This window comes from Hymenobacter ruber (assembly GCF_054783255.1).
The window spans coordinates 2,477,516-2,499,958 of record NZ_BAAGQX010000004.1 but is presented as its reverse complement, the minus strand read 5'-3'; the positions used below and the strand labels follow the sequence as shown (position 1 = coordinate 2,499,958).

Below are 22,443 nucleotides of genomic sequence, written 5' to 3'. Positions count from 1 at the left end.
AAAGGTGCCGCACGAAGCGCCGGCCGGCCGTACTTTTGCACCTACGTTATGGCCCGCTTGCACCCCTATAATTTCGCCCACGTTCTGCTGCCGCAACTGGCATGGCGTCGTCCCTCGTCGGTGCGCCGGGAGCTGAGCGACCCGTATCTGGCCAAGGAGCTGCTGCATTACGTGTGGGACAAAGCGGCCGAACACGTGGCCCCCGCCGACCGCGTGCCGCCCAAGGGCCTGCGCCTGAGCTGGCACGAGGTAGCTGGCCGCGTCACGGCCCTGTTTCACCTGCCCGCACCCCAGGCCACCATGGAGGCCCATTTTTCGGCCTTGGTATATGAGGAAGACGACGAGCCCGCCGAAACCGAAGCCGAAGAAACGCGCCCCCGTTACTTTACCCTCGAAGCCACGCTGGGCCTGAGCGGCCCCGCCGGCACGCCCACCGTGGTAGGCGAGTGGGCCGGCGACGTGCACCGCCACATAGTGCGCGGCCCCGCCGGCGGCCGGCCTAATACCGCCGACGCCTTCCTTGAAGCGCTGGCTACCGTGCTCGGCCCGCTGCCCAATACCAGCGTGCCCTTCATGCGCATCGTTCGCTCCTGATGGCGGGTGCCACTGCCTGGCTCGAAGCGGCCGTGCTCACGCGCCCGCCCCGGCTGCTGCACGCCCTGCTGCCCGGCTGCGAGTGGACGGGCCCTGCCGCCACGCGCGCCGGCGCGCCGGTAGTGTACCTCACGTTCGACGACGGTCCCATTCCCGAAGAAACGCCCTGGGTGCTGGAGCAGCTGGCATTGTTCCAGGCCAAAGCCACTTTCTTTTGCGTGGGCGAAAACCTGGTGCGCTACCCCGAAATTGCCCGCGCCGCCCTGGCCGCCGGTCACCGTATCGGCAACCACACCCACCACCACCGCAGCGCCTGGGCCACCGCCTACCCGACTTATCTGGCCGACGTAGCTGCCTGTCAGGCTCAACTTGATGGATTGCTGAAGGAAGCCGGGCAAACGTCCGTTCCGCTTTTCCGCCCGCCGTATGGCCGACTTACCTGGCCGCTGCTGCCCGCCTTGGGGCGCGATTTTCGCGTCATCATGTGGTCGGTGCTCACGCGGGACTATGACCCCGGCTTGAGTCCGGAAATTTGCCTGCGGTTTGCGCTGGAGGCTATTCGGGCCGGCGATGTGGTGGTGTTTCACGACAGCCGCAAGGCCAGTGCCCGGCTGCGCTTCGTGCTGCCCCGGGTGCTGGCCCACCTGGCCGCGCAGGGCTTTCAGTTTGCCACGCTGTGAGCGGCCTGCTGCTGAATTTTCTGCTGATTTACCTGGCCTTGTGGCTGCTGGGCATGGCGTTCACGGCGTGGCGGTTCGCCAGCCGGCGCGGAGCCAAGCCGGCCGCCGGCCTGCCCGCGCCGTTACCCCGCGTCAGCATCCTTATTGCCGCGCGCGATGAAGAAATGGCCCTGCCGCGCTGCCTGGCCAGCCTGCGGGGCTTGGATTACCCGGCCGAATTGCTCGAAATCCTCGTCGGCGATGATGGCAGTACCGACCGCACCGCCGCCGTGGCCGCCGCCGCCATGCAGGGCTTTGCGGGACAGTTTCGGCTGATTCCCATCACCGAGAATCGGGGCCAGGCGCGGGGCAAAGCCAACGTGTTGGCCCACCTGGCCCGGCTGGCCACCACCGATTTCTTCTTCATCACGGATGCCGATATCAGCCTGCCCAAAACCTGGATAACCGGTCTGCTGGCCCATGCTGCGCCGGGCGTGGGCACGGTCACGGGCATCACGGCCGTGCGCGGGCCGCACTTATTTGCCCAGCTGCAGGGCATCGACTGGCTGCTCTCTTTGAGTATGGTGCAGGTGGTGAGCGACCTGGGCCGCCCCGTGACGGCCATGGGCAATAACATGCTCGTGACCCGTGCCGCCTACGAGGCCACCGGCGGCTACGAAGCGCTGCCCTTCTCCGTGACTGAGGATTTTGCCCTGTTCCAAGCCGTGCTGGCGGCGGGATTCGGGTTTCGGCAGGTATTTGAGGCCGATATCCGGGCCGATTCGTTGCCCATGCCTACCTGGGCGGCGCTGCTGCGGCAGCGCAAGCGCTGGCTGCGCGGAGTGGCCGGGCTGCCGCTACGCCTGCGGCTGGAACTGCTGTTTTTCAGCGGCTTCTGGCCGGCATTGGCGGGCGTGGCGATAATGGCTGGGCCGAGCGCGGCGCTTGGTTTATGGGGCGCTAAAGTGCTGGTGCAGGGCGCGCTGGGGGCGGCGGCGCATCGCAGGGCCGGCCTGCGGCTGCGCTGGTGGCTGCTGCCGTTGTTCGAGCTTTACACGCTGGGCCTGACGGCAGCCATTATGGTGTTTCAGCTAAGCAGTGGAAAAGTGGTGTGGAAGGGGAGAAGCTACGAATAGCTGCCCAGATGTTTTAGTTCCCGCAGTGTGCGCAGTGAAAAAAGGCTGTGGTTCGCAGTGTCGTTCAACGAAGAACACTGCGAACCACTGCCTTTTTCACTGCGCACACTGCGGGAAACTTTTTGTGCGAGAACCTTGCCTATTTCGCTTTCTCAACCACCACCAGCGCAATATTCACCAAGTCGGTAGACTCGTTAGGGCGCATTTCGGGCGCGGGGTTGATGCCCACTTTATTCGGGTCGAACTGACCTTGCTGAGCTAAAATACGCTGCGTTTCCAGCAGCTTGGCCCGGCTGAAATCTTCGCCTGAGCGCAACGGAATCAGCTTGAGTAGGGCGGCCGTGGAGGTTTTGGTGTTGCCTGTGATGCTGATGCGGCCAATCTGCGCTTTGCGGCCTTCGGAAATATTGAAAGCCAGGTCGGTAGTGCCGTCGGGCTGGCGGGTGGCTGTGGGCGCTACCAAGAAAAACAGGTAGCCGTGGTCCATGTAGCGCGAGGTGATATCGCTGCCCTTGGGGTCGAAGCTCAGGCGGCGGGCCACGGCGGCGGAGTCGTAGGCGTCACCGGGCTTGAGGCCCAGTCCCTGGTTCAATTCAGCCGCCGTCAGGTAAGTATTGCCCTGCCAGCTGATGCGGCCAATGCGTCCCGCTGCCGCCACCGGCGCAGTTGTGGAAGTAGCTGATGCCTCGGCCGGAGCCGTCGTTTCCGAAGCCGGCGAGCCTACACAGGTCGTGGCCGCCCAAGTGAAGGCAAATACGGGCGCGATGAACAGAAAACGGAGTTTTTTCATGGGAGAGGAAGTTGGTTGGGTGAGCATGTGGATTCGCAGGAAAATTTGTTTGTGGGAGAAGGCATGGACCAAAGCAAAGGGCAGCTGCTGCGCCGCCAGCTTTATCAGCAGCTCGCCGTAGGGAGTAGCACTGACCTGCGTGCGCGCCACGGCCGCATCGGCCAGGTACTCGTGCACCACTTTCAGCTGCCGGCCGAGGTATGCCACCGCCCCGTTGAACCAGAACACCACGCCCAGCGCCTCCACCAGGAGCAAATCCAACGTGTGGCGCTGCCGCACGTGCACCTGCTCGTGCAGCAACAGCTGCTCCTGCTCGGCCGGGCTCAGGCCTTCGTGCAGCGGCGACAAAAACACGTGCCGCCCGAAGGAAAATGCCGGCAGGTTGGCTTCGGGCAGGTGTACAATGGCGAAGCTGCCCAAATCGGTTTGCGGATTTTGCCGCGCCAGCTTGCGCAACACCCGCACATTGCGCACGGCCCGCATCAGCTTATAGAGCGCCCCTAACCCGTAAACAATCACGGCCCCGATAAGCAGCAGCGCCAGCCAATCCGGTCCGCTGGCCGTGGGCGTTGCCGCCGCGTGGGCCAGCGGCGTAGTCAGCTGCCAGCCGAGGCGCAGCGGTAGCGGAGCCACACCCGGCGCGGCGGCCGGGTTGGCCAGCCAGGCCGCCAGGCCCGGAAAAGCCAGCAGCGGAATTACCACGCTCGTAGCCAGCGCCCCCAGCAGGTAGGCCCGGTTCCAGACGAAGTGGGTGAGGCCAGCCAGCAGCAGGCGGTAGGCCAGGGCAAATATTATCAGGCAGAAGCTCGCCTCGGCCAAATAAAGCAAAAGGCTAGTGAGCATCGCCATCGGGTTTGGGGCCGTTTTCGGAGTCGTGAAGCAGGTCGAGCAGCTGCTGTTTCTCGCGCTGGCTCAGGGTTTCTTCCACCATGAAGGACACCAGCGCGGTGGGCGAATTATCGAAATACAGCGCCAGCATCCGCTTCAGGCTGGCGGCCCGGTACTCCATTTTGCTGATGAGCGGGAAGTATTCATACGTCTTGCCATAGGCCTTGAAACCCACGTAGCCCTTGCGCTCCAGAATGCGCACCACCGACGAAATTGTGTTGTAGGGCGGCTTCGGGTCGTCGGGCAAATGGTCGATAACGTCCTTGACAAAAGCTTTTTTTAGCTTCCAGAGCGACTGCATGATGCGCTCTTCCGTTTTGGTTAATTCTTCCATATGTCAAATGTATAACGGATAAATCAGTTTCAAAACTTATTATTCAGTTTCGAAACTGATTTATCCGTTGGTATGTGTTTTTAAGCGTGCCAGCCGTTTTTTGCTTTGTAAGATTGTTGTGGGCCGCGCCCACGCCCGACCTTTGCCCCACTATGCACATTACCGATTCGCACGCCCATCTCTATTCCGAACAGTTCCGGCCCGACCGCCTTGAGGCCCTGCGCCGCGCCCAGGAAGCCGGCGTGCGCACCATCGTCATGCCCAACGTCGACCACAGCACCATCGACGCCATGCTGGAGCTCGAGGCTGAGGCGCCGGAAACCTGCTTTGCCATGATGGGGCTGCACCCGTGCTCGGTCACGCGCAATTTTGAGCAGCAGCTGTATGAAGTGGAAACGTGGCTGGGCCGCCGCCCCTTCGCCGCGGTGGGCGAGGCCGGCCTCGACTTACACTGGGACAAAACCCTGCTGGCCGAGCAGCAGCAGGCCCTGAAAATTCAGCTCGACCTGGCTAAAAAGCACAACCTGCCCATTGTGCTGCATACCCGCGAAGCCTTTGCCGAAACCGTGGCGCTGGTCGAAGCCGCGCAGGACGGCACACTGCGTGGCGTGTTCCACTGCTTTTCGGGCACGCCCGAGGAGGCCGAGCAGGTGATTAAGCTGGGGTTCAAGCTGGGTATCGGCGGGGTGGCCACTTTCAAGAACGGCGGGGCCGATAAGGTACTGCCCGGCATCGGCCTAGAGCATTTGCTGCTCGAAACCGACTGCCCGTACCTGGCACCCGTGCCGCACCGGGGCAAGCGCAACGAGCCGGCCTACCTGCCTCTGGTGCTGCGCCGCGTGGCCTCCCTGCTGGGCCTGCCCGAGGCGGAAGTGGCCGAGGCCACCACACGCAACGCAATGGCGCTGTTTAATCTGTAGGCAGAGTGTGAAGTAGAGACGCAATATTTTGCGTCTCGTCGTTGAACGTTCCTGAACCTAGCCACCTGCCACGCATAAGTGCGCAACCTAAACAACGTCAGCAACGACGAGTCGCAAAATATTGCGGCTCTACTCCGGTCAACGGCTTTAAGAAAGTGCCCTGAAAGTCCTGCTATTACGCGGCGCGTTCCAGGTCGGTGAGCAGGGTTTCAATCTGGTCTGAATAGGCGTTTACCTGGTCGAGGCCGGCGCGGGCTTCTTCGAGGTGGCCGCGCTGGTAGCGGGTGGCCAGGTCCTGGCCGGTGCTGAGCATGCGCTGCAGCACGTGTTCGAGCTCGCGTACGGCGGGCTGGCCGGCGGCCTGGGGCTTGAGCACGGTTTGAATCCACTGGCCCAGCGGGTTCTCGGTAAGGGAAAACAGGGCCGGCTCGGCTTCGCGCACGCCGTAGAGCACCGAGCGCAGCCGCGACTTAAACAGCACCTGCTTCACGCGGGCTTGCTGAAAGTCGAAAGAAGAGAGTGGCATGCTGGGGCTGAAAAAAAGTCGAGCAGAAAGGACCGCAAAGATACGCCGGTTTTAGCCGGCCGTGGCGTTGCCGAGGGCGTCGGCGGCGGCGTCGCGCACATGTTCCAGGGCTTTGCGGGCTATTACCAGGTCGGTGACTTCAAAGGCAAAGACCATAATACCAGCCGGCTCGCCGTTTTCGCGGAACTGCTGATAAATAAAATTGAAATAGCTGTCCTTGAGTACGCTGGTGGCGTCGCGCTCGAGCTGCAGCTTTAGTTCGTTGCCGTGGAAGGTTTCGCCGGTGCGGAACACGTCGTCGAGAATCGTGAGGATGCCCTGGTCCTTCACTTCGGGCAGGGCTTCGGCCACGTTGCGGCCCACTAGCTGGCGGTGGGGAAACAGCTGCTGGTAAGCCGGGTTCACAAACTCGTAGCGGTGCTCGGCCCCGCGCAGAATGCAAATCATGGCCGGGGCCTGCTGGAACAGGCTTTCGTAGGTTTCGCGCTGGCTTTCGGCCTTCTGGTACATCTGGTAGGCCTGCTCGGAGAGGGTGCCTTGCTGCTCGTTGGCGGTGAGGAGCTCCTGCACCATCTGGCGCTGCTCGTGGATGTCGGTGGCGCCGCCTACCCACATGGTGATATGGCCATCAGCGTCGCGCCGGGGCACGGCGCGCACCAGAATCCAGCGGTACTGGCCGTCGTGGCGGCGCAGGCGGTATTCCACCTGGTAGGCGTCGCCGGTTTTCACCGAGGTTTGCCAGGCGGCGAGCACACGGGCGCGGTCTTCTTCGTGCAGGCTCTCGGCCCATTGCAGGCCGGTTTGCTCGGTTAGGGGCTTGCCGGTGAAGGTGAGCCAGCGGGAATTGAAGTAGTCGCGTTGGCCGGCGGCATCAGCGGTCCAGATGAGGACGGGCAGGTTTTCGAGGATGAAGCGGGTGCGGTCCTGGGCCTCGTCGAGGTCGCGCTGCACCTGAGCGGCGCGCAGGGCCGCGCGGTGGGCTTCGGTCACGTTTTGGGTGCGTTGCAGGATGTATTCCAACTCGCCCTTTTCGTTCAGGATGGGGTAGTGGGTAGCCTGCCAATACATTTCCTCGAAGCCGCCGCCCTGCTCGGCGGGCAGGGCCAGGTCGTAGCGAATGAGGGGCATGGTGTGCGGCGCATGGTGCTGGCGCACATGCTCGTGCGATTGATAAATGACGTCGCCCTCGTTCTGGTCAACCGACGGGAAGGCTTCAAACAGCGTTTTGCCCACTACCTCGGCCCGGGGTTTGAGGGATGCTTCCACGTGGCCGTCGGTGTTGTCGACGATGGTAGCATCGGGCGTCATCAGCAGCAGGTTTTCGGGCAGGGAACGAAACAGGCGCTGATAATCGGGGGTGGCAACGAAAGCAGTCATTTTGTCAAACGGGGAAACAAACGCAATACAAATACAAGCAGAAAGGGCAGGCGGCCCGGCATTGGAGCCTTAAAAGTACGGCCGGCTCTGCATTGCGCAAAGCCGGCCGGTAGGCAGGTTTTAGGCCGCCGCCAAGCCACGCTCCAGGGAAAGGAGCAGGGTTTCGATGTGGTCGGCGAAGGTGTTGATTTGGTCGAGGCCGGTGCGGGCTTCCTCGATGTGGCCCCGCTGGTAGCGGGTGGCCAGGTCCTGGCCGGTGCGCAGCATCTGCTGCACGGTGCGGTCGAGCTCGCGCACCTCGGGGTGGGTGCCGTGCTGGGGCTGGAGCACCGTTTGGAGCCACTGGCCCAGCGGATTTTCCTGGGGCGAAAAGAGGCTGGCTTCGGCCTCTCGCACGCCGTAGAGCACGGAGCGCAGCCGCGACTTAAAGAGTACCTGCTTCACGCGGGCCTGCTGAAAGTCGAACGAAGTAAGAGGCATATAGAAGGGTGTAGAAAGAATAGAAGGGTGGCCACAGGGCCGGGTAATAGCGGATGAGGAGCCACAAACCAGAACAATGGTTGCGGGCGGCCTACCACAAATCAGGCCAAGGGCAAATCGGAGCCGGCGTCGCGGAGCTTTTCGAGCACCTGGCGGGCGCGCACGAGGTCGGAAACCTCGTAGGCAAAGACCATGATGCCGGCGGGCTGGCCGTTTTCGCGGAACTGCTGGTAGGTAAAGTTGAAGTAGTCGGTGCGCAGCTCGCCGCTGGCATCGCGCACGAGCTGCAGGGGCAACTCGTGCGCTTCGAAGGTTTCGCCGGTCTGATACACTTTGTCCAGCAGTTCAATAATGCCCTGGTCTTTGACTTCGGGCAGGGCTTCGGCCACGGGCAGGCCCACCAGCTGCCGGTGCGGAAACACCTGCTGGTAGCGCGGGTTCACGAATTCGTAGCGGTGCTCCGGCCCGCGCAGGATGCAGATGAGCGCCGGAGCCTGAGAAAACAGGTTTTCGTAGGTTTCGCGCTGGCTTTCGGCCTTTTGGTATTGCTGGTAGGCCTGGTCGGAGAGGGCGGCCTGGTGCTCGTTGGCGGTGAGGAGCTCCTGCACCATCTGGCGCTGCTCGTGGATGTCGTTGGCCGCGCCCACCCACATGGTAATCTGGCCGGTGGCGTCGCGCCGGGGCGAGGCCCGCAGCAGCAGCCAGCGGTACTGGCCGTCGTGGCGGCGCAGGCGGTATTCGTACTGGAAAGGCATGCCGGTGGCCAGGGCCTGCTGCCAGCCCTGGCGCAGGCCGGCCTGGTCGTCGGGGTGGGTGAGGGTGTCCCAATCCAGGGCCAGCATCTCGGCCTGGGTTTTGCCCACAAATTCCAGCCAGCGGGGATTAAAATAGTCGGGCGTACCGTCGGGGCGGTTGGTCCACACCAGCACGGGCAGGCTTTCGAGGATGAACTCAGTGCGCTGCTGCGACTCGTCGAGGGCCTGTTGGGCTTCGGCGGCAGCGAGGTTGGCGCGGTGGGCTTCGGTCACGTCCTGCGGCATTTGCAGGATGAATTGCAGCCGGCCCTGGGCGTCGAGAATGGGGTAGTGGGTGATTTGCCAGTACCGCTCCTCGGTGCCGCCGCCCATTTCGGCGGGGCGCTCCAAGTCGTAGCGCAGCAGGGGCATGGTATCGGGGCGCAGGGTGCGGCGCACCTGCTCGTGCGAGGCGTGTAGGTCGCGCTGGCTTTCGGGGGCCGAAGGGTAAGCGTCGAAAATATTGCGGCCCACGGCCTGCGCCCGGGGCAGCAGCGACACGGCTACGTGCTGGTCAGAATTGTCGAGCACGGTGCCATCGGGGGCCAGCAGCAGGTAGGAGCCGGGGAGGGCGTGAAACAGGGCCTGGTAATCGATGGGCAGGGAAGTATCAGCCATGACGAGAAAGACGAACGATGCCGCAAGCTAGGCGGGTGGGAGTGAGGAGTGCGTGAAGGAAGGGCCGGGAATGAACCGGAAAAGCTAAACTGTAGCGCAAAGATGCAATAACCGGCCTGCGTCCGGTAAATTGGTATTAGTCCCGCAGAAGAAAAGCTCATCATTCAGTACGAAGCAACGACGCGCGGGGACTGAGAAAGCGGGTTGGGTGGGCTAATATTTAATGTCGAACCGGCCGTCGGTCACGGCCAGGGAGTCGTGCCCGCTGGCTCCGCCATACAAATAGCCCTCAAACGTGCCACTGATGGTGCGCTGCTGGCGGTTGAGCCTGCGCACGAGGAGGCGCACGGGGCGGCGGTTGCTACTTGTGTATTCTTCGAAGTTGAGGAAACTCATGGCTCGCATCTGCTCCACAAACCCGCCGGAATGGTAGCGGGACGTATCGGCCCCCAGCAGGTGCAGGCCACCCAGGGTGTCGGAAGGCCGGAACAGTAGGTTTAGCTGCATGTCGTAGAACGGCTTGCTGTCGCGCACACCGGTCATCTGACCGCTCACATTTAGGAAAGGCGGTACGGAATAGCTGCCATCCACCTGCAACGTATTGGGCTGCCAGCTACTGCCTAACGGGCCTTTTGCCTGGGTGCTGCCCAACACCGTCCAGGTCTGAGAACCCAGCACACAGCCCATTGTCATGGCCCCGGTTTCGGTGTAGGGCGGCAGCTTGGCTTTTGCAAACTCCTCGTTATTGTCGTAATCGTTGCACGAGCGGGTGCAGGCGCTCAGCGGCAGCAGGCTGAGGTAGGTGAGGAAGGTGCTAAAGCGCATGGAGAAGGGCCGCAGGGAAAGGATGCGGCCCCTAAAATACGCGGAATCTACCCGCTGCCGCTGGTGGTTCATCGGCTGCCCCAACGGTTCATCCGCTTCATCCGACGGTTCGGCAACGGGAAGTTGAGCGCCGGGCAGGCCCCGGGCACTTTTGAGCCATCAAAATGCCCGCTGCCATGAAAACCTCGCTACTCCCGCTGCTCCTGCTGATGAGCGCCACGCCCGCCGCCTTCGCCCAAACTGCTCCGGCCCAGAAATCACTCAGCCACTCCGCCACGCAGTCGCTCCACGGCACCGTGCGCGATGCCGCCGGCCAGCCCCTGCCCGGCGTGAACGTGTTCCTGAAAAGCACCTTCGACGGGGCCAGCACCGACTCGCTCGGCCGCTTCGACTTCCGCACCGACCGCGCCGCCGGCCCGGCCGTGCTGGTGGTGAGCTTCATCGGCTACGTGCCGCAGGAGCTGCTGGTGAACCTGGGCGAAGGCCCCATCAGCCTGCCCAATATCCGGCTGAAGCTCAACCCCGCCGCCTTGGGCGACGTGGTGGTGACGGCCGGTGCCTTCGAAGCCAGCGACACCAAGCGCGGCACTTTACTCAAGCCCCTCGACATCGTGACCACGGCCGGGGCGCTCGGCGACGTGGCCGGCGCGCTGAATGCCCTGCCCGGTACCACGCGGGTGGGCGAGGACGGCAAGCTGTTCGTGCGCGGCGGGGCGGCTTCGGAAACCAAGTACTACATCGACGGCCTGCCCGTGCAGACGCCCTACGGCGGCGCGGTGCCGAATGTGGCTTCGCGGGGCCGGTTTTCGCCTTTTCTGTTCAAGGGACTGGTGTTTAGCACGGGCGGCTACTCGGCCGAGTACGGGCAGGCACTGAGCGCGGTGGTGGTGCAGAATTCGACGGATTTGGCCCCCGAAACGCAGTCCAGTATTTCGCTGATGTCGGTGGGCGGCAGCCTGGGGCGCACCTGGCGCTGGGAGCGCACCTCCGTAGCCGTGAGCGCCGACTACACCAATCTTGCCCCGTACTACAACCTCGTGCCCCAGAACCTGGGCTGGGACCGCGCCCCGCTGGCCCTGGGCGGCTCGCTCAAAGTGGCTCATAAGGTAGGGGAGGCCGGCATGCTGAAAATCTACAGCACCTACAGCCGCCAGCGCCTGGCCCTGCGCCAGCCCGACCCCAGCCCGACCTACGCCACCAACGGCCACCCCATCACGCTGGCCAACGACAACGCCTACCTCAACGCCACCTACCGCGCCCCGCTGCGTCGCGGCTGGAGCCTGAACACCGGCCTGGCCCTGACCGTAGACGACAACCTCATTTGCCCCGACGTGCAGTCGGTGCGCGACCTCGACCAGTCGGCCGTGGCCCGACTGGTGCTCACCAACGACTCGGCCAGCACCTGGTTCAACCTCAAAATGGGCCTCGAAGGCTACGCCCAGCGCTACCGCCAGCAGTACCAGCCCAACGCCGAGGCTCCCACGCTGGCCCTGGCCGTGGATGAGCAGCGCGGCAGCGGCTTCGCGGAAAGCGAGATGGTGCTGAGCCACCGCCTGGCCGCCCGGGTGGGGGCGCGGGCCGAGTATTCGGCGTTGCTAAACCAGTTCAACGCCGCGCCGCGCCTGGGCCTGGCTTACAAAACCGGCGAGCACAGCCAGCTTTCGGCCGCCTGGGGCTACTTCTACCAGACGCCCACCACCGACCTGCTGCGCGTGAGCCACGCCCTCAACTTTGAGCGGGCCGAGCATTACAGCCTGCTGTACGAGCGCACCGTGCAGGACCGCACCCTGCGCGCCGAGCTCTACCAGAAAAACTACCGCCAGCTCGTGACCTACGACCGCACCAACATCTACAACCCGGCCGGCTACCAGAACGCCGGCAGCGGCTACGCCCGGGGCCTCGACGTGCTGTTCCGGGACCGTACCACCTTCAAAATGGCCGACTACTGGGTGAGCTACGGCTTCCTCGACACTCGCCGCCAGTATAGGGCCGACCCTGTGGTGGCCATTCCCACCTTCGCCGCCCGGCACAACCTGAGTATAGTGGGCAAGTACTACGTGGCCAAAATGCACACCCAGTTCGGCTTCACCTACAGCTACGGCAGCGGCCGCCGCTACTACGACCCCAACCTGCCCGGCTACAACCAGGCCACCCTGCCCGCCTACCAGGACCTGAGCCTGAACGTGAGCTACCTCACCCACTGGTTCAAGCAGTTCACCATCGTCTACGTCTCGGCCTCGAACGTGCTGAACCGCCAGAATATCTACGGCTACACCTTCGCCGGCACGCCCGATGCCGGCGGGCAGTTCCGTAGCGCCGCCGTGCTGCCGCCCGCGCCGAGGATGCTGTTCGTGGGGGTGTTCATCTCGATAAACAAGACCACGAAAGTGGATTTGGAGAAGCGGCCGGATTAGCGCGCCCGCCCCGGGAAGGCTTTTTGCTGCTGCCTGGGCGTGCTCAGCCAATAATCAGCCGGGCGCGGGCGTTGCGGTCCAAACCACTATTCCTGATTTACACCCATGACTACTTCATTACGCTGGCTGACGCTGGCGCTGCTTACCAGCAGCGCGTTTGGCCTTACTAATTGCAAAAAAATCCAGTGAGCCGGAACCCCGAAAACCTTCTCAGCGGGAGGTATGGCTGACCACCCCGGGATGGAAACTGGAGGGATTTGCGATAGAGGAAAAGACTGTTGCGGGCGTAGTTTCAACGACCAATTATCCGCTCACACTCTTCGAGCCCTGTGGCCTGGATGACATCGATTATTACCATGCCGACAAGACTTTTACCAGAGACGAAGGAAGTGATAAGTGCAGTACCATCTACCCGGGTTTTTTGATTAGCGGAACCTGGGCTTTCGCGTCAGACGAAACGGAGATTGTTATCAACCCCAATCAGCCAAAAATATTTCCCAACCATATCCGGACCCTGACGGCTACGGCTATGTCCCTGGTATCACCAGCCGATACGTTTCCTAACGGAACCACGTCCGTTATAATAAGAACATATTCTGCTCATTGAAAATACCTCCTGCCAGGTAAGTCCTTGCTCTATTAAGGACTCGCAAGCGCGCGCCTGCGAGTCCTTATTCTGAGCCGGTAAAGCAAGAGTGGGAACTCAGCTGAAAAATAACGTCCAGTGGCCGCAAACGGCCCTTCTTTTTGGCACAATTGCCCCGTCGCCGTGTGCGCCATGCGTATTAACCTTGTGTAGCCATTCACCCTACCCATGAGAAAGCTCAGCATCCTGGCCCACGTTTCCCTCGACGGCGTCATTCAGCACGAAAACGACGCCCACTTCACGCACGGCGACTGGACGACGCCCTACCGCACCCCGGCCGGGCTGGCCGCTGTGCTGGAGGCCCAGGGCCGCCGCTTCGATTTGCTGCTGGGCCGCCGCACCTACGACATCTGGGCCGGGTACTGGCCCAACGCTGGCGATACCCCGATTGCGAACGGAATAAACACGGCCACTAAATACGTGGCCACCCACCGGCCCGACAGCCTCACCTGGGGTCCGGCCCAAGGCCTGGGCCCCGACGTGGCGGAAGACATTCGCCGCCTCAAGGCCACCGCTGGTCCGGACCTCATTGTGTGGGGCAGCACTTCGCTGACCTCGGCGCTGCTCGACGCGGGGCTGGTGGATGAGGTGGTGCTACTGACGTACCCGGTGCTGCTGGGCCAGGGCAAACGCCTGTTTTCGGACCGCATCGCCGCGCGTGAGCTGGCCTTTGTCGGTTCACAGGCCACGCCCTCGGGCGTGCTCATCAACACGTACCGGCATGTGGGAGCGCTGCGATAGGGCTATCAACGCTACCGCCCAAACCGGTAGCGCAGGCCCAGCGCGGCACCGCCGATAAAATCGGAGATGGTGAGGTCACGGTTGGTGGTGATGTCGAAATTCAATTCGAAGCGGGAGCTGAGGCGGTAGCGTGCGGCCAGGCCCGCCGTGAGGAGCCAGTTGTTGGAGGCGCTACGGACAGCAAACGGCGCGGGCTGGGTGCTGCCGGAAAACCCGTCGAGTCGGGTGCCGCGGGAGTATCGCGCGGCGTGCACCAGTCCAACGCCGCCCAGCACATCGAACTGCAGCCGGTGGGCGGGCTGGCGCGTGAGGGTGTAGCGGGCCAGGGCTGAAACCGACGTGGTGCGCACGGTATAGGTATTGCTGTATTGATAGTTAACGGCTGTGCCGGAGCCATCATAAAATTGGCCGTCGTAGGCGTAGCTGCTGGTACGGCCGCTGTAGGCTGCGCCCAGCTCCAGAGCCAGGCGGGGCCGCAGCTGGTAGCCGGCCGTGAGCTGCACCGGCACCCGGAAGCCGGTGTCGCCATAGCGCAGGTCGCCCAGGTTTTGGTAGTTGCTGTGGTAGGCCCCCAGGCCTACATAGAAGCGCGGAGCGGCGGGCGCATCGGCAGTGGCAGTGGTTTGGGCGATGGCGGGCAGGGCGGCCGTGCAGAGCAGGCCGCCGAGCGCGAAGGGAAATAAACGCATGGATGTAGAAAGGAAAGTGGGCCGGAATATAGTCAAGAGCACACTAGCCGCCCCAGCGTTGCACGGCCAACACCAGGATTTGCAAAAAGCGTCCCCCGCTGGTCGGCCCCGGCCGACGGTTCATCCCCTTCATCCGACGCTTCGGTCGCAGGCATTTTTCATGGGCCCGCGCCGCCGCCACCTTTGAATCATCAACCACGGCAAATATTCCTTCATTCTCACCAACCAGCCCGCATTTTATGAAAACCCTCGTTCTCACGCTCGCTTTCGCCGCCGCCTCGCTTGCTGCCAGCGCCCAGGCCCAACCGGCTGTTTTTACTCCGGCTGCCAAAGCCGCTGCGCCCGCTGATGCCTACACAACGATGATGAGCGCCACCATTGCCGAGCTGATGAGCACCGGCGACCCGGCCGTTCTCAAGGCCGTGGCGGCCAAGCTGGAGCGCGCCGCCACCGTGGCCCCCACCGACTGGCTGCCCCGCTACTACCAGGCGTATGCGCTGGTGGTTAATGCTTTCACCAGCAAGGAGGACGGTGATGCCAAAGACAAAACCCTCGACCAGGCCGAAGCGGCCCTTGCCCAGGCCCGCCAGCTGCACGGCGACGAGTCGGAGCTGCTCACGCTGCAAGCCTATGCCTACCAGGCCCGTCTGAGCATTGCGCCCATGGCCCGCTCGCAGCAATACTCCGAAATGGTGGGCGAAGCCGTGGCCAAAGCCCAGGCCCTGAACCCCGCCAACCCGCGCCCCTACCTGGTGGAGGCCAACAACGTGTACTTCACGCCCAAGATGTTCGGCGGCGGGGCCGAGGCGGCCAAGCCGCTTTACGACCAGGCCCAGGCCAAATTTGCCGCCTTCAAACCCGCCGGCCCGCTCATGCCGAACTGGGGCGAGCGCCAGCTGCAAGGCCGCATGAAGCAGTACGAAACGCCCGCCCCCACGGCCGCCGCGAAGTAGGGGGCGAACCAGTAGTAAAAAGACTGTCATGCAGAGCGCAGCGAAGCATCTTTACTGTGTAACTAATCCATTCGATTAGGTTTACTATCGCGGTAAAGATGCTTCGCTGCGCTCTGCATGACCGCCATTTTAAACAGATTTTTCATCCGTCGGCCCCTTACTTTGATGGAAACTTGCCTGCCTTCCGCCGTGGCCCTGCCCCGTACTGCTATTCCTGCTCCTACCGCCGCACCGGCCCGGCCCTGGGTCACCACCGTCGAGCGGTCGCAACTGCGCTCGGTGTGGGAGCGGCGCTGGTGGATATTGCTGGGCACGGCCGGCTTTGCGCTTTCCAACGAGCACCAGCCCTGGCTGCACCCCGTCAATTACGGCATCAGCTTCGTGATTTCGCTGCTGTACTTCGTGGGGTTGTGGCTGGCCAACGGCTACACGTCCGACTGGCTGAACCGCCGCCTGGGCTGGACCGCGCGGCCAGTGCGCCGGCTGCTGCTCACGGTGGGCGCCTCGCTGCTGGCCTCGCTGGTAGTGATTCTGCTCATTGGCGAAGCCATTACGGTGCTGCTGTGGCACCAGTCGCCGGGCTTTATTTTCCAGCACAACCTAGCCGGCCAGATGGTGGCCCCGCTGGTGATGACGGTGATTGTGTCGCTTTTTATGCATTCGCGCTCCTTCCTGTTGGGCTGGCGCGAGGCCACGGTGCGCGTCGAGCGCCTCGAAAAAGAAACCGCCGTGGCCCGCCTCGATTCCCTGCGCCGGCAGGTGGACCCGCATTTTCTGTTCAATTCGCTGAACGCGCTGACCAGTCTGGTGGAAGAAAACGACCCCGCCCGCGCTGTGCGCTTCATTCGGCAGCTGAGCCAGGTGTACCGCTACGTGCTCGACAGCGAAAGCCAGGAGCTGGTGCCGCTGGCCGATGAAGTGGCCTTCGCCGAAAGCTATTTGTACTTGCAGAAAACCCGCCTCGGCGACGCCCTGGCCGTGGAAATGCACCTGCCGCCCGCCGCCGTGGCCCCGTACTACGTGCCGCCGCTGGCCCTGCAGCTGCTGCTCGAAAACGTGCTCAAGCACAATGCCGCCTACCAAACCGACCCGCTGCACCTGCGCGTGACCCTGGACCCGGCGGCCCACACCCTCACCGTGCGCAACACCCGCCGCCCACGCCGCCTGGCCCCGGGCGAGTCGTCGGGCCGGGGCCTGGCCAACCTGGCCGCCCGCTATGCTTTTCTGACGGATAAGCCGGTGGTGAGCGGCGAGGAGAACGGCGAGTTTGTGGTGACGCTGCCGCTGCTGGTGCTGTAGCGCTGGCGAAGCGAGCGCGAAAAAAGACCGTCATGCAGAGCGCAGCGAAGCATCTTTACTGTGTAACTAATCCATTCGATTAGGTTTACTATCGCAGTAAAGATGCCTCGCTGCGCTCTGCATGACGTTCTTTCGTATCCAAACCACACCGTCCCCCATGCCCATCCGCGCCCTCATCATTGAAGACGAACCCCTCGCCGCCCGCCGCCTGGCCGACATGCTGGCCCGCCAGCCCGAGCCGCTCGAAATCCTCGGCACGGCCGAATCGGTGGCCCAGGCGGTGAAGCTGTTGCAGCAAATCTCGCCCGACGTGCTGTTTCTCGACATCAACCTGGCCGATGGGCTGAGCTTCGAGATTTTTGAGCAGGTGGAGGTGCGCTGCCCGGTCATCTTCACCACGGCCTACGACCAGTATGCCCTGCAAGCCTTTAAGGTGAACAGCGTGGATTACCTGCTCAAGCCCATCGATGCCGACGAGCTGGCCGCCGCCCTGGCCAAGTTGCGCCAGCGCCTGCCCGCTGCGCCTGCCCCGGTCGCCGCGCCGGCCTTCGACCCTGCCCTGCTGGCCCAGCTCGTGCAGCAGATGCAGCAGAGCACCCCGCCCGCCACCAGCTACAAAACCCAGTTTGTGGTGCGCGTGGGCGAGCACCTGAAAGTGGTGCCGCTCGACCAGATTGCCTACTTCTTCAGCCTCGAAAAAGCCACGTTCCTGCAAACCACCGAGGGCCGCAAGTTCGTGGTCGACTACACGATGGACCAGCTCGAAACGCTGCTCGACCCGCGCCGCTTCTTCCGCCTCAACCGCGCCTACCTCGCCCAGCAGTCGGCCATTCAGGACATCATCCACTACGCCAACTCGCGCCTGCAAACCGTGCTCAAGCCCACCGCCCCCGATGCCCAGGTGCTGGTGAGCCGCGAAAAGGTGAACGTGTTCAAGAGCTGGCTGGATAGGTAGGGGTGAGTTCTGTCATCCTGAGCGTAGCGAAGGACCTTATCACGTTCGAACGACAACCGTTATAACATGATAAGGTCCTTCGCTACGCTCAGGATGACAGACGAAAAAAATACTTCATTCGCAGCCAGCGCAGCTCCAGCGCGAAGCCGCCTAATCCTACCCCTCCAGCCAGGCTTTCAGGGCGGGGGCTTTCTCGCGGCTCACCAGCACTTCCTCGGCCGGGGCGGGGTGCAATTCGACCAGCAGCTTGCCGCCGAAATGCGGGTGCAGGCGGCGCACGGCCGGCAATTGGGCAATTACCTGGCGGTTGAGACGGAAAAACCGGGCCGGGTCGAGCAGGCCTTCGAGCTGCTCCAGGGTGTAGTCGAGCACGAAGCGGCGGCCGTCGTTGGCCACCAGCGTCACGGTTTCGTTCCGGCTCAGAAACCAGGCTGCTTCGGCCACCGGCAGGGGCAGCAGCTGCTCGCCCTGCCGCACCAGAAACCGCGTTTTGTAGGGCCGCAGGGTATCAAGCATGCGCTCGATGGAGTTAAGAGTCAGGAGTGAAGAGTTTGGAGGTAAAACTGCAGAATCTGCCGCATCAACTCTTAACTCTTCACTCCTGACTCTTAACTCCGACCATTGCCGCAGCTTGGTCAGGGCGGCTTGCAGCTCGGCCAGCTTCACGGGCTTGAGCAAATACGCCACGCTGTGGGCCTGGAAGGCCCGGATGGCATAGGCATCGAAAGCGGTGGTGAAGATGACCGGGCTGGGCACCACGGCCTGCTCCCAGATTTCGAGGCTGAGCCCATCGGCCAGCTGAATATCGCTCAGGATGAGGTCGGGCGCGGCATTGGCGGCCAGCCAGGCCAGCGCGCCGGCCACGGTGTCGAGCACGGCCAGCACCTGCGCCTCGGGGGCGGCTTGCAGCAGCAGGCGTTGCAGGCGCTCGGCGGCAGGGTACTCGTCTTCGAGGAGGAGAACGGTCATGAGAGTGAGTTAGCGCTGAGCCGGCAACAGGGGCAATTTTACCAGAAATTTGCTGTCGATAGCACTGGTTTCTACGGCCTGCGCCGCGCCCAGCAGCGCGTAGCGACGGCGCACGTTGGCCAGGCCGGTGCCCGTGCCGGGCGCAAAACCGGCCTGGCGCAGTCGCAAAGTGTTTTCAACCACCAAAATAGCTGGCGCCTCGGCGGTCACGACCACCCGTAGGTGCAGCGGGTGCTCGCGCGAGGCCACGTTGTGCTTTAGCGCATTCTCCACCAGCAGCTGCACGCTGAGCGGGGCGACGTGCCGGGAGTGAGCGGCTGGCGCAATGCTCATTTCGACCCGCAGATTATCCCGAAAGCGGGCTTTGTGCAGCGCCAGGTAGGTGTCGACGAAAGCCAGCTCCTCGGCCAGGGGCACGGTGGCGCGGCCCTGGGCCAGCAGCACGTAGCGGTACACGTCGGCCAGCTGCTCCACGAAGTCCTGGGCCGGGGCGTTGCCGGGCTCGATGAGGGCCGAGAGCGTGTTGAGGTTATTGAACAGGAAATGCGGGTCGAGCTGGCTTTGCAGGGCTTCGAGCTGGGCCTGGTTCTGGGCGCGGCCCAGCTCCTCGGCGCGGTGCAGGCTGGTTTTCCACTGCTCGAAGAAATACATGGTTTCGTAGAGCGTGAGCACGGCCACGGTGGGCACCAGGCTGAACCGGACCTGTTTCAGCAGCGCCGGGAGCGTGAGGGGGAAGTAGTCGGGCAGCAGCGCGTGCAGCGGCAAAAGCAGCAGCACCGACGTGACGGCCGTGACCAGCACCGCCAGGCCGGCCAATAGCCAGAGGCGGCGCGGCGTCTGCTCGGGGCGAGGGAAGCGGGCCAGCAGCGCCAGCCACAGCTGGCGGTTGGCCAGCCAGTAGCCCGTGGTGAAGTACAGCGAAATGGCCCAGTGCGTCAGCACCAGTGGCCCGCGCCCATCCGCCCCGGCGGGCAGGTCCACGACGGCAATCACGAAGCTCAGCAGCGGAATGCCTCCCAGCAGAAACCGACGGTCATTGAGGACAGGCATGGGCGGGCGGCGGGGCTTGGTGAGCAGTCAAAAGTAGCGGGCGAATTATTGCATGGCCCACAGCGGCCGGCCCGCCAGGGCCAGGGCAAACAGTCCGGCCACGGCTGCGGCATACAGCCCCGCCCCGGCCCAGGTGAGGCCGGTGGCTTGTTGCGGGGCCCAGCGGCTCAGGGCCCAGCCCAGCAGGGGCAGGGTTTGCAGGGCGTGCATGCCCAGAAAGTGGGCGGCGCGCAGGTCGCCGGCGCGGGTGCTCCAGCCCAGGCCGGGCAGGCCGGGGCCGCCATCGGGCGCGCCCACGGTGTGCTGCTGGTTATGAATCATGAAGCCGCCCAGTACGCTGCCAATCAGAAAAACCAACAACCCCAGGCGCATGCCCCACACGTAGCCGGCCGGCCCGAACGGCTGGTAGCGCCAGGCCAGGTACAGGGCCCACACGCTCATCAGGGTATTCACCAGAATAAACACGCCCATCAGCCCAAACAGGATGCTGTTGAGCGCCGAGGAAGCGTTGTAGTGCGAGGTGGTGCCCCGCGCCGCCTGCGTAAAAATCACGGCCTGCTCCACCACCATGCTCACGGCCACGCCCCAGCTGATGAATTGCACGCTGCGTTGGGCCGCGGCCGGCAAATCGGCCAGCAGCCAGCCCAGCGTCCAGGCAAAGACGGTGATGGAGAGGGCGAATTTCAGCGGCTTGAGCCAGACCAGCGCCCCCACAACGTGGCGGTGGTCGAAGGGGAGCAGCGCCAGGGCCAGCACGGCCAGCGCCACGTTCAGCCAGCCCGTCCAGGACAGCACCGGGTTCACGCTGTGCAGCACGCGCAGCGAAGAAACGAGTTTTAGCGCGGCCGAATCATCAGCCATTGAAAAAACGGAAAGCGGAAGCAAGGCGGTTTTCATGCTATTCAGTAAATGGGTGAAGACAATGGTTAACCGTGTGAAAGGGCCGCCGCCGTGGGCCTATACCGGCAGCGAAAAGGCCCGCAAAGCCGCCAGCCACGCCAGCAGCGTGAGCAGATTGCGGCCGTAGTTCAGGCGCACCCACCACGCCACCAGCCGGGCGGTTGGGGCATCATCGGCGGCCCGCTGCAGCCGCAGGGCCACGGGAATGAAAAAGGCGAAGGTGCCGAGCCGTTCCGCCAGCGCGAGCATGGCGGCGGCCAGCCACCAGCCGTGCCGGGGCCCCGGGGCCGACCACGCCATCGCCAGATTGGCGAAGGTGAGCAGCGTGAGCGGCAGCGTGGTAACCGGCCCCCAAAACCGCCGGCCCACGTCGGTGCGCGCCATGGCCGGGCCATCGACGCGGTAGCCCTCGGCCGAGCGGTTGAACCACTGCGGCAGGATGATGCGCGTTTCGTAGAGCCCGGCGCCAAACGCCACGCCCAGGTTTAGCACAAACAGCCAGAGCAGAATTGCGGAAGCCATTATCAACTTATGAATTGTTAAAAGGAGCGTTATTAATGCGCAATAGCCGGTGCCGGGTAGCGGCTGCGCACCCCGAAATACAGCAGCAGCCCCACCGGCCCAAACATGAACGTGAGCCCTAAGCAGGGCACCAGCAGTCCGTGCGGCACGCCGCGTCGCTGGGCATCGCGCAGCTCCCAGGCCCCGGTCCACATATCGAAGCAGAGGTAGTGCACCCAGCCGGCCAGCAGCGCCCACCGGTCGCGGAACAGCGCCGCCACGTCATCGAGCGAGCCGAAACCGCCCTCGCCGCCGTGCGGCCCCAGGTAGTGCGCCGCGATGAGCACGGCATAGGTAGCGGCCAGCAGCAGCGGCAGCGCGCCGCTCAGCACCACCGCGCGGGTGCCGCGCCAGCGCGGAGCCAGCACCAGCAAGGCCCAGCCCAGCAGGGCCGCGGGGTTGGCAAGGGAAAACAGGAAATCGGGCGTGAGCATGGGAGCAGGGCGAAGAAGTTGGTCAAAGCTAGCGGCCAACCATAGGCCCACGCCAGCCGTTTCGGGGCGAAGCGGCCAAACAACCGGGCGAAGCGGCGGTTGTGGCCGGGTGAAATTCCCGACCTTTGCCGTTGGTCGGTTTTTTGGTTTGCTATGTTCCGGTTGTTGCGTCTTGTGTGGTTGAGTGTGGGGCTGCTGCCGGCGGGGGCGTGGGCGCAGGGCATTGGCCCGGCCCGGCCCGACTCGGCGGTGGTGCGTCGGCCCAACATCGTGCGCCTGCCGCACAACCGCTTCGTGGTGCAGTACGACTCGCGCTACTCCATCCTCAACCACCACCTCACCACCATCAACGGCCTCAAGCTGGGCATCGAGTTCAAGAGCCGCTTCCGGACCGGGGCCGCCATCTACTTCCTCAGTACCGGCGTGCCCTCGCGCCAGGCCAAGCCCGACAACGCCGCCGAAGATGCCGATGCTGAAATTCGCTTCCGCTACCTGGCCGCCTACGCGGGCTACGTACTGCTCGAAAACCGCCGCTGGGAGCTCAGCGCCAACCTGCAGGTGGGCCTGGGCTCGGCCTACGTGCTCTACGAGGCCGACGACGGCGACCTCGACAAAACCCCGCGCGAGTTCATGGGCATCGTGGAGCCCACGCTGGCCGCCCAGTACCGTGTGTTTCGTTGGGGCGGGGTGGGCACGGGAGTAGGCTGGCGGCAGCCGGTGTTCGTACCCGTCGCCATCCAGAAAGAGCTGAACGGCCCGGTGTTTTACCTGCGGGCCAACCTGTTTCTGGGCGAATTATTTAAGGTGATGAAGGACAAGGAACCGCTCTTCACCCAAACCAACATGCGCCCCTAACGCCAAAACGCCCAACGACGGGCTGCTCCTGCTGAG

23 protein-coding genes are annotated in these 22,443 nt (G+C 63.7%); 10 read left to right on the top strand and 13 right to left on the bottom strand.

The window, feature by feature from the left end; all coding sequences use genetic code 11:
• Positions 1–48 precede the first annotated feature (48 nt).
• The 3 genes from ACYVM5_RS21335 to ACYVM5_RS21325 are packed head-to-tail and all read left to right on the top strand — an operon-like array spanning position 49 to position 2,389.
• Positions 49–594: a hypothetical protein gene (locus ACYVM5_RS21335; protein WP_460620106.1), complete on the top strand. Its 546-nt coding sequence runs from the start codon at positions 49–51 to the stop codon at positions 592–594.
• Positions 594–1,274: a polysaccharide deacetylase family protein gene (locus ACYVM5_RS21330; RefSeq protein WP_460620105.1), complete on the top strand. Its 681-nt coding sequence runs from the start codon at positions 594–596 to the stop codon at positions 1,272–1,274. Before ACYVM5_RS21335 ends, ACYVM5_RS21330 begins: the two co-directional genes overlap by 1 nt.
• Positions 1,271–2,389: a glycosyltransferase family protein gene (locus ACYVM5_RS21325; RefSeq protein WP_460620104.1), complete on the top strand. Its 1,119-nt coding sequence runs from the start codon at positions 1,271–1,273 to the stop codon at positions 2,387–2,389. Before ACYVM5_RS21330 ends, ACYVM5_RS21325 begins: the two co-directional genes overlap by 4 nt.
• 139 nt (positions 2,390–2,528) lie before the next feature.
• Here the strand turns inward: ACYVM5_RS21325 and ACYVM5_RS21320 are convergent, their stop codons facing one another.
• Both ACYVM5_RS21320 and ACYVM5_RS21315 read right to left on the bottom strand, forming a co-directional pair.
• On the bottom strand, positions 2,529–4,022 hold the full coding sequence (locus tag ACYVM5_RS21320) for a M56 family metallopeptidase (protein ID WP_460620103.1): 1,494 nt from the start codon (positions 4,020–4,022) through the stop codon (positions 2,529–2,531).
• Complete coding sequence (locus ACYVM5_RS21315) at positions 4,012–4,401, bottom strand: BlaI/MecI/CopY family transcriptional regulator (protein WP_460620102.1); 390 nt, start codon at positions 4,399–4,401, stop codon at positions 4,012–4,014. Before ACYVM5_RS21315 ends, ACYVM5_RS21320 begins: the two co-directional genes overlap by 11 nt.
• Positions 4,402–4,553: 152 nt before the next feature.
• On the opposite strand from ACYVM5_RS21315, the gene ACYVM5_RS21310 reads away from it, so the two are divergent.
• Positions 4,554–5,321 carry a TatD family hydrolase gene (locus ACYVM5_RS21310; protein WP_460620101.1) on the top strand — a complete coding sequence of 256 codons (768 nt, stop codon included), beginning with the start codon at positions 4,554–4,556 and terminating at the stop codon, positions 5,319–5,321.
• Positions 5,322–5,496: 175 nt separating this feature from the next.
• Here the strand turns inward: ACYVM5_RS21310 and ACYVM5_RS21305 are convergent, their stop codons facing one another.
• From ACYVM5_RS21305 to ACYVM5_RS21285, 5 genes are all read right to left on the bottom strand, one after another.
• Positions 5,497–5,847, bottom strand: a complete 351-nt coding sequence (locus ACYVM5_RS21305) for a hypothetical protein (protein WP_460620100.1) — start codon at positions 5,845–5,847, stop codon at positions 5,497–5,499.
• Between the two features lie 51 nt (positions 5,848–5,898).
• A complete protein-coding gene (locus tag ACYVM5_RS21300) occupies positions 5,899–7,224 on the bottom strand; it encodes a PAS domain-containing protein (protein ID WP_460620099.1) in 1,326 nt (441 codons plus the stop codon).
• 120 nt (positions 7,225–7,344) lie between these two features.
• Positions 7,345–7,704: a hypothetical protein gene (locus ACYVM5_RS21295; RefSeq protein WP_460620098.1), complete on the bottom strand. Its 360-nt coding sequence runs from the start codon at positions 7,702–7,704 to the stop codon at positions 7,345–7,347.
• Between the two features lie 101 nt (positions 7,705–7,805).
• On the bottom strand, positions 7,806–9,116 hold the full coding sequence (locus tag ACYVM5_RS21290) for a PAS domain-containing protein (RefSeq protein WP_460620097.1): 1,311 nt from the start codon (positions 9,114–9,116) through the stop codon (positions 7,806–7,808).
• 213 nt (positions 9,117–9,329) lie between these two features.
• The gene (locus tag ACYVM5_RS21285; RefSeq protein ID WP_460620096.1) at positions 9,330–9,941 is read right to left on the bottom strand and encodes a Riean_0653 family protein; all 612 of its coding nucleotides are present in this window, start codon (positions 9,939–9,941) and stop codon (positions 9,330–9,332) included.
• A 176-nt stretch (positions 9,942–10,117) separates the two neighbouring features.
• Here ACYVM5_RS21285 and ACYVM5_RS21280 point away from each other — a divergent pair, with 176 nt between their 5' ends.
• Entirely contained in the window at positions 10,118–12,355 is a 2,238-nt protein-coding gene (locus ACYVM5_RS21280; protein ID WP_460620095.1) for a TonB-dependent receptor, read from the top strand.
• An 814-nt stretch (positions 12,356–13,169) separates the two neighbouring features.
• Positions 13,170–13,742: a dihydrofolate reductase family protein gene (locus tag ACYVM5_RS21275; RefSeq protein WP_460620094.1), complete on the top strand. Its 573-nt coding sequence runs from the start codon at positions 13,170–13,172 to the stop codon at positions 13,740–13,742.
• Positions 13,743–13,753: 11 nt separating this feature from the next.
• On the opposite strand, the gene ACYVM5_RS21270 is transcribed toward ACYVM5_RS21275, so the two are convergent.
• Positions 13,754–14,431, bottom strand: a complete 678-nt coding sequence (locus tag ACYVM5_RS21270; protein WP_460620093.1) for a porin family protein — start codon at positions 14,429–14,431, stop codon at positions 13,754–13,756.
• A gap of 239 nt (positions 14,432–14,670) precedes the next feature.
• Between ACYVM5_RS21270 and ACYVM5_RS21265 the strand changes: the two genes are divergently transcribed.
• The 3 genes from ACYVM5_RS21265 to ACYVM5_RS21255 all read left to right on the top strand — a co-directional run bounded on the left by ACYVM5_RS21265 (position 14,671) and on the right by ACYVM5_RS21255 (position 17,638).
• Positions 14,671–15,384, top strand: a complete 714-nt coding sequence (locus ACYVM5_RS21265; RefSeq protein WP_460620092.1) for a hypothetical protein — start codon at positions 14,671–14,673, stop codon at positions 15,382–15,384.
• Between the two features lie 165 nt (positions 15,385–15,549).
• Positions 15,550–16,683 carry a sensor histidine kinase gene (locus tag ACYVM5_RS21260; RefSeq protein WP_460620091.1) on the top strand — a complete coding sequence of 378 codons (1,134 nt, stop codon included), beginning with the start codon at positions 15,550–15,552 and terminating at the stop codon, positions 16,681–16,683.
• A 157-nt stretch (positions 16,684–16,840) separates the two neighbouring features.
• The gene (locus tag ACYVM5_RS21255; RefSeq protein ID WP_460620090.1) at positions 16,841–17,638 is read left to right on the top strand and encodes a LytR/AlgR family response regulator transcription factor; all 798 of its coding nucleotides are present in this window, start codon (positions 16,841–16,843) and stop codon (positions 17,636–17,638) included.
• A 156-nt stretch (positions 17,639–17,794) separates the two neighbouring features.
• On the opposite strand, the gene ACYVM5_RS21250 is transcribed toward ACYVM5_RS21255, so the two are convergent.
• The 5 genes from ACYVM5_RS21250 to ACYVM5_RS21230 all read right to left on the bottom strand — a co-directional run bounded on the left by ACYVM5_RS21250 (position 17,795) and on the right by ACYVM5_RS21230 (position 21,552).
• Positions 17,795–18,607: a LytR/AlgR family response regulator transcription factor gene (locus tag ACYVM5_RS21250; RefSeq protein ID WP_460620089.1), complete on the bottom strand. Its 813-nt coding sequence runs from the start codon at positions 18,605–18,607 to the stop codon at positions 17,795–17,797.
• Positions 18,608–18,616: 9 nt separating this feature from the next.
• Positions 18,617–19,657 carry a sensor histidine kinase gene (locus ACYVM5_RS21245; RefSeq protein WP_460620088.1) on the bottom strand — a complete coding sequence of 347 codons (1,041 nt, stop codon included), beginning with the start codon at positions 19,655–19,657 and terminating at the stop codon, positions 18,617–18,619.
• 45 nt (positions 19,658–19,702) lie between these two features.
• Positions 19,703–20,518 carry a hypothetical protein gene (locus ACYVM5_RS21240; RefSeq protein ID WP_460620087.1) on the bottom strand — a complete coding sequence of 272 codons (816 nt, stop codon included), beginning with the start codon at positions 20,516–20,518 and terminating at the stop codon, positions 19,703–19,705.
• A 96-nt stretch (positions 20,519–20,614) separates the two neighbouring features.
• A complete protein-coding gene (locus tag ACYVM5_RS21235; protein ID WP_460620086.1) occupies positions 20,615–21,079 on the bottom strand; it encodes an anthrone oxygenase family protein in 465 nt (154 codons plus the stop codon).
• Positions 21,080–21,111: 32 nt separating this feature from the next.
• Positions 21,112–21,552, bottom strand: a complete 441-nt coding sequence (locus ACYVM5_RS21230; protein ID WP_460620085.1) for an ABA4-like family protein — start codon at positions 21,550–21,552, stop codon at positions 21,112–21,114.
• Between the two features lie 153 nt (positions 21,553–21,705).
• Here ACYVM5_RS21230 and ACYVM5_RS21225 point away from each other — a divergent pair, with 153 nt between their 5' ends.
• Positions 21,706–22,407: a hypothetical protein gene (locus ACYVM5_RS21225; RefSeq protein WP_460620084.1), complete on the top strand. Its 702-nt coding sequence runs from the start codon at positions 21,706–21,708 to the stop codon at positions 22,405–22,407.
• The last annotated feature ends 36 nt before the right edge of the window (positions 22,408–22,443 follow it).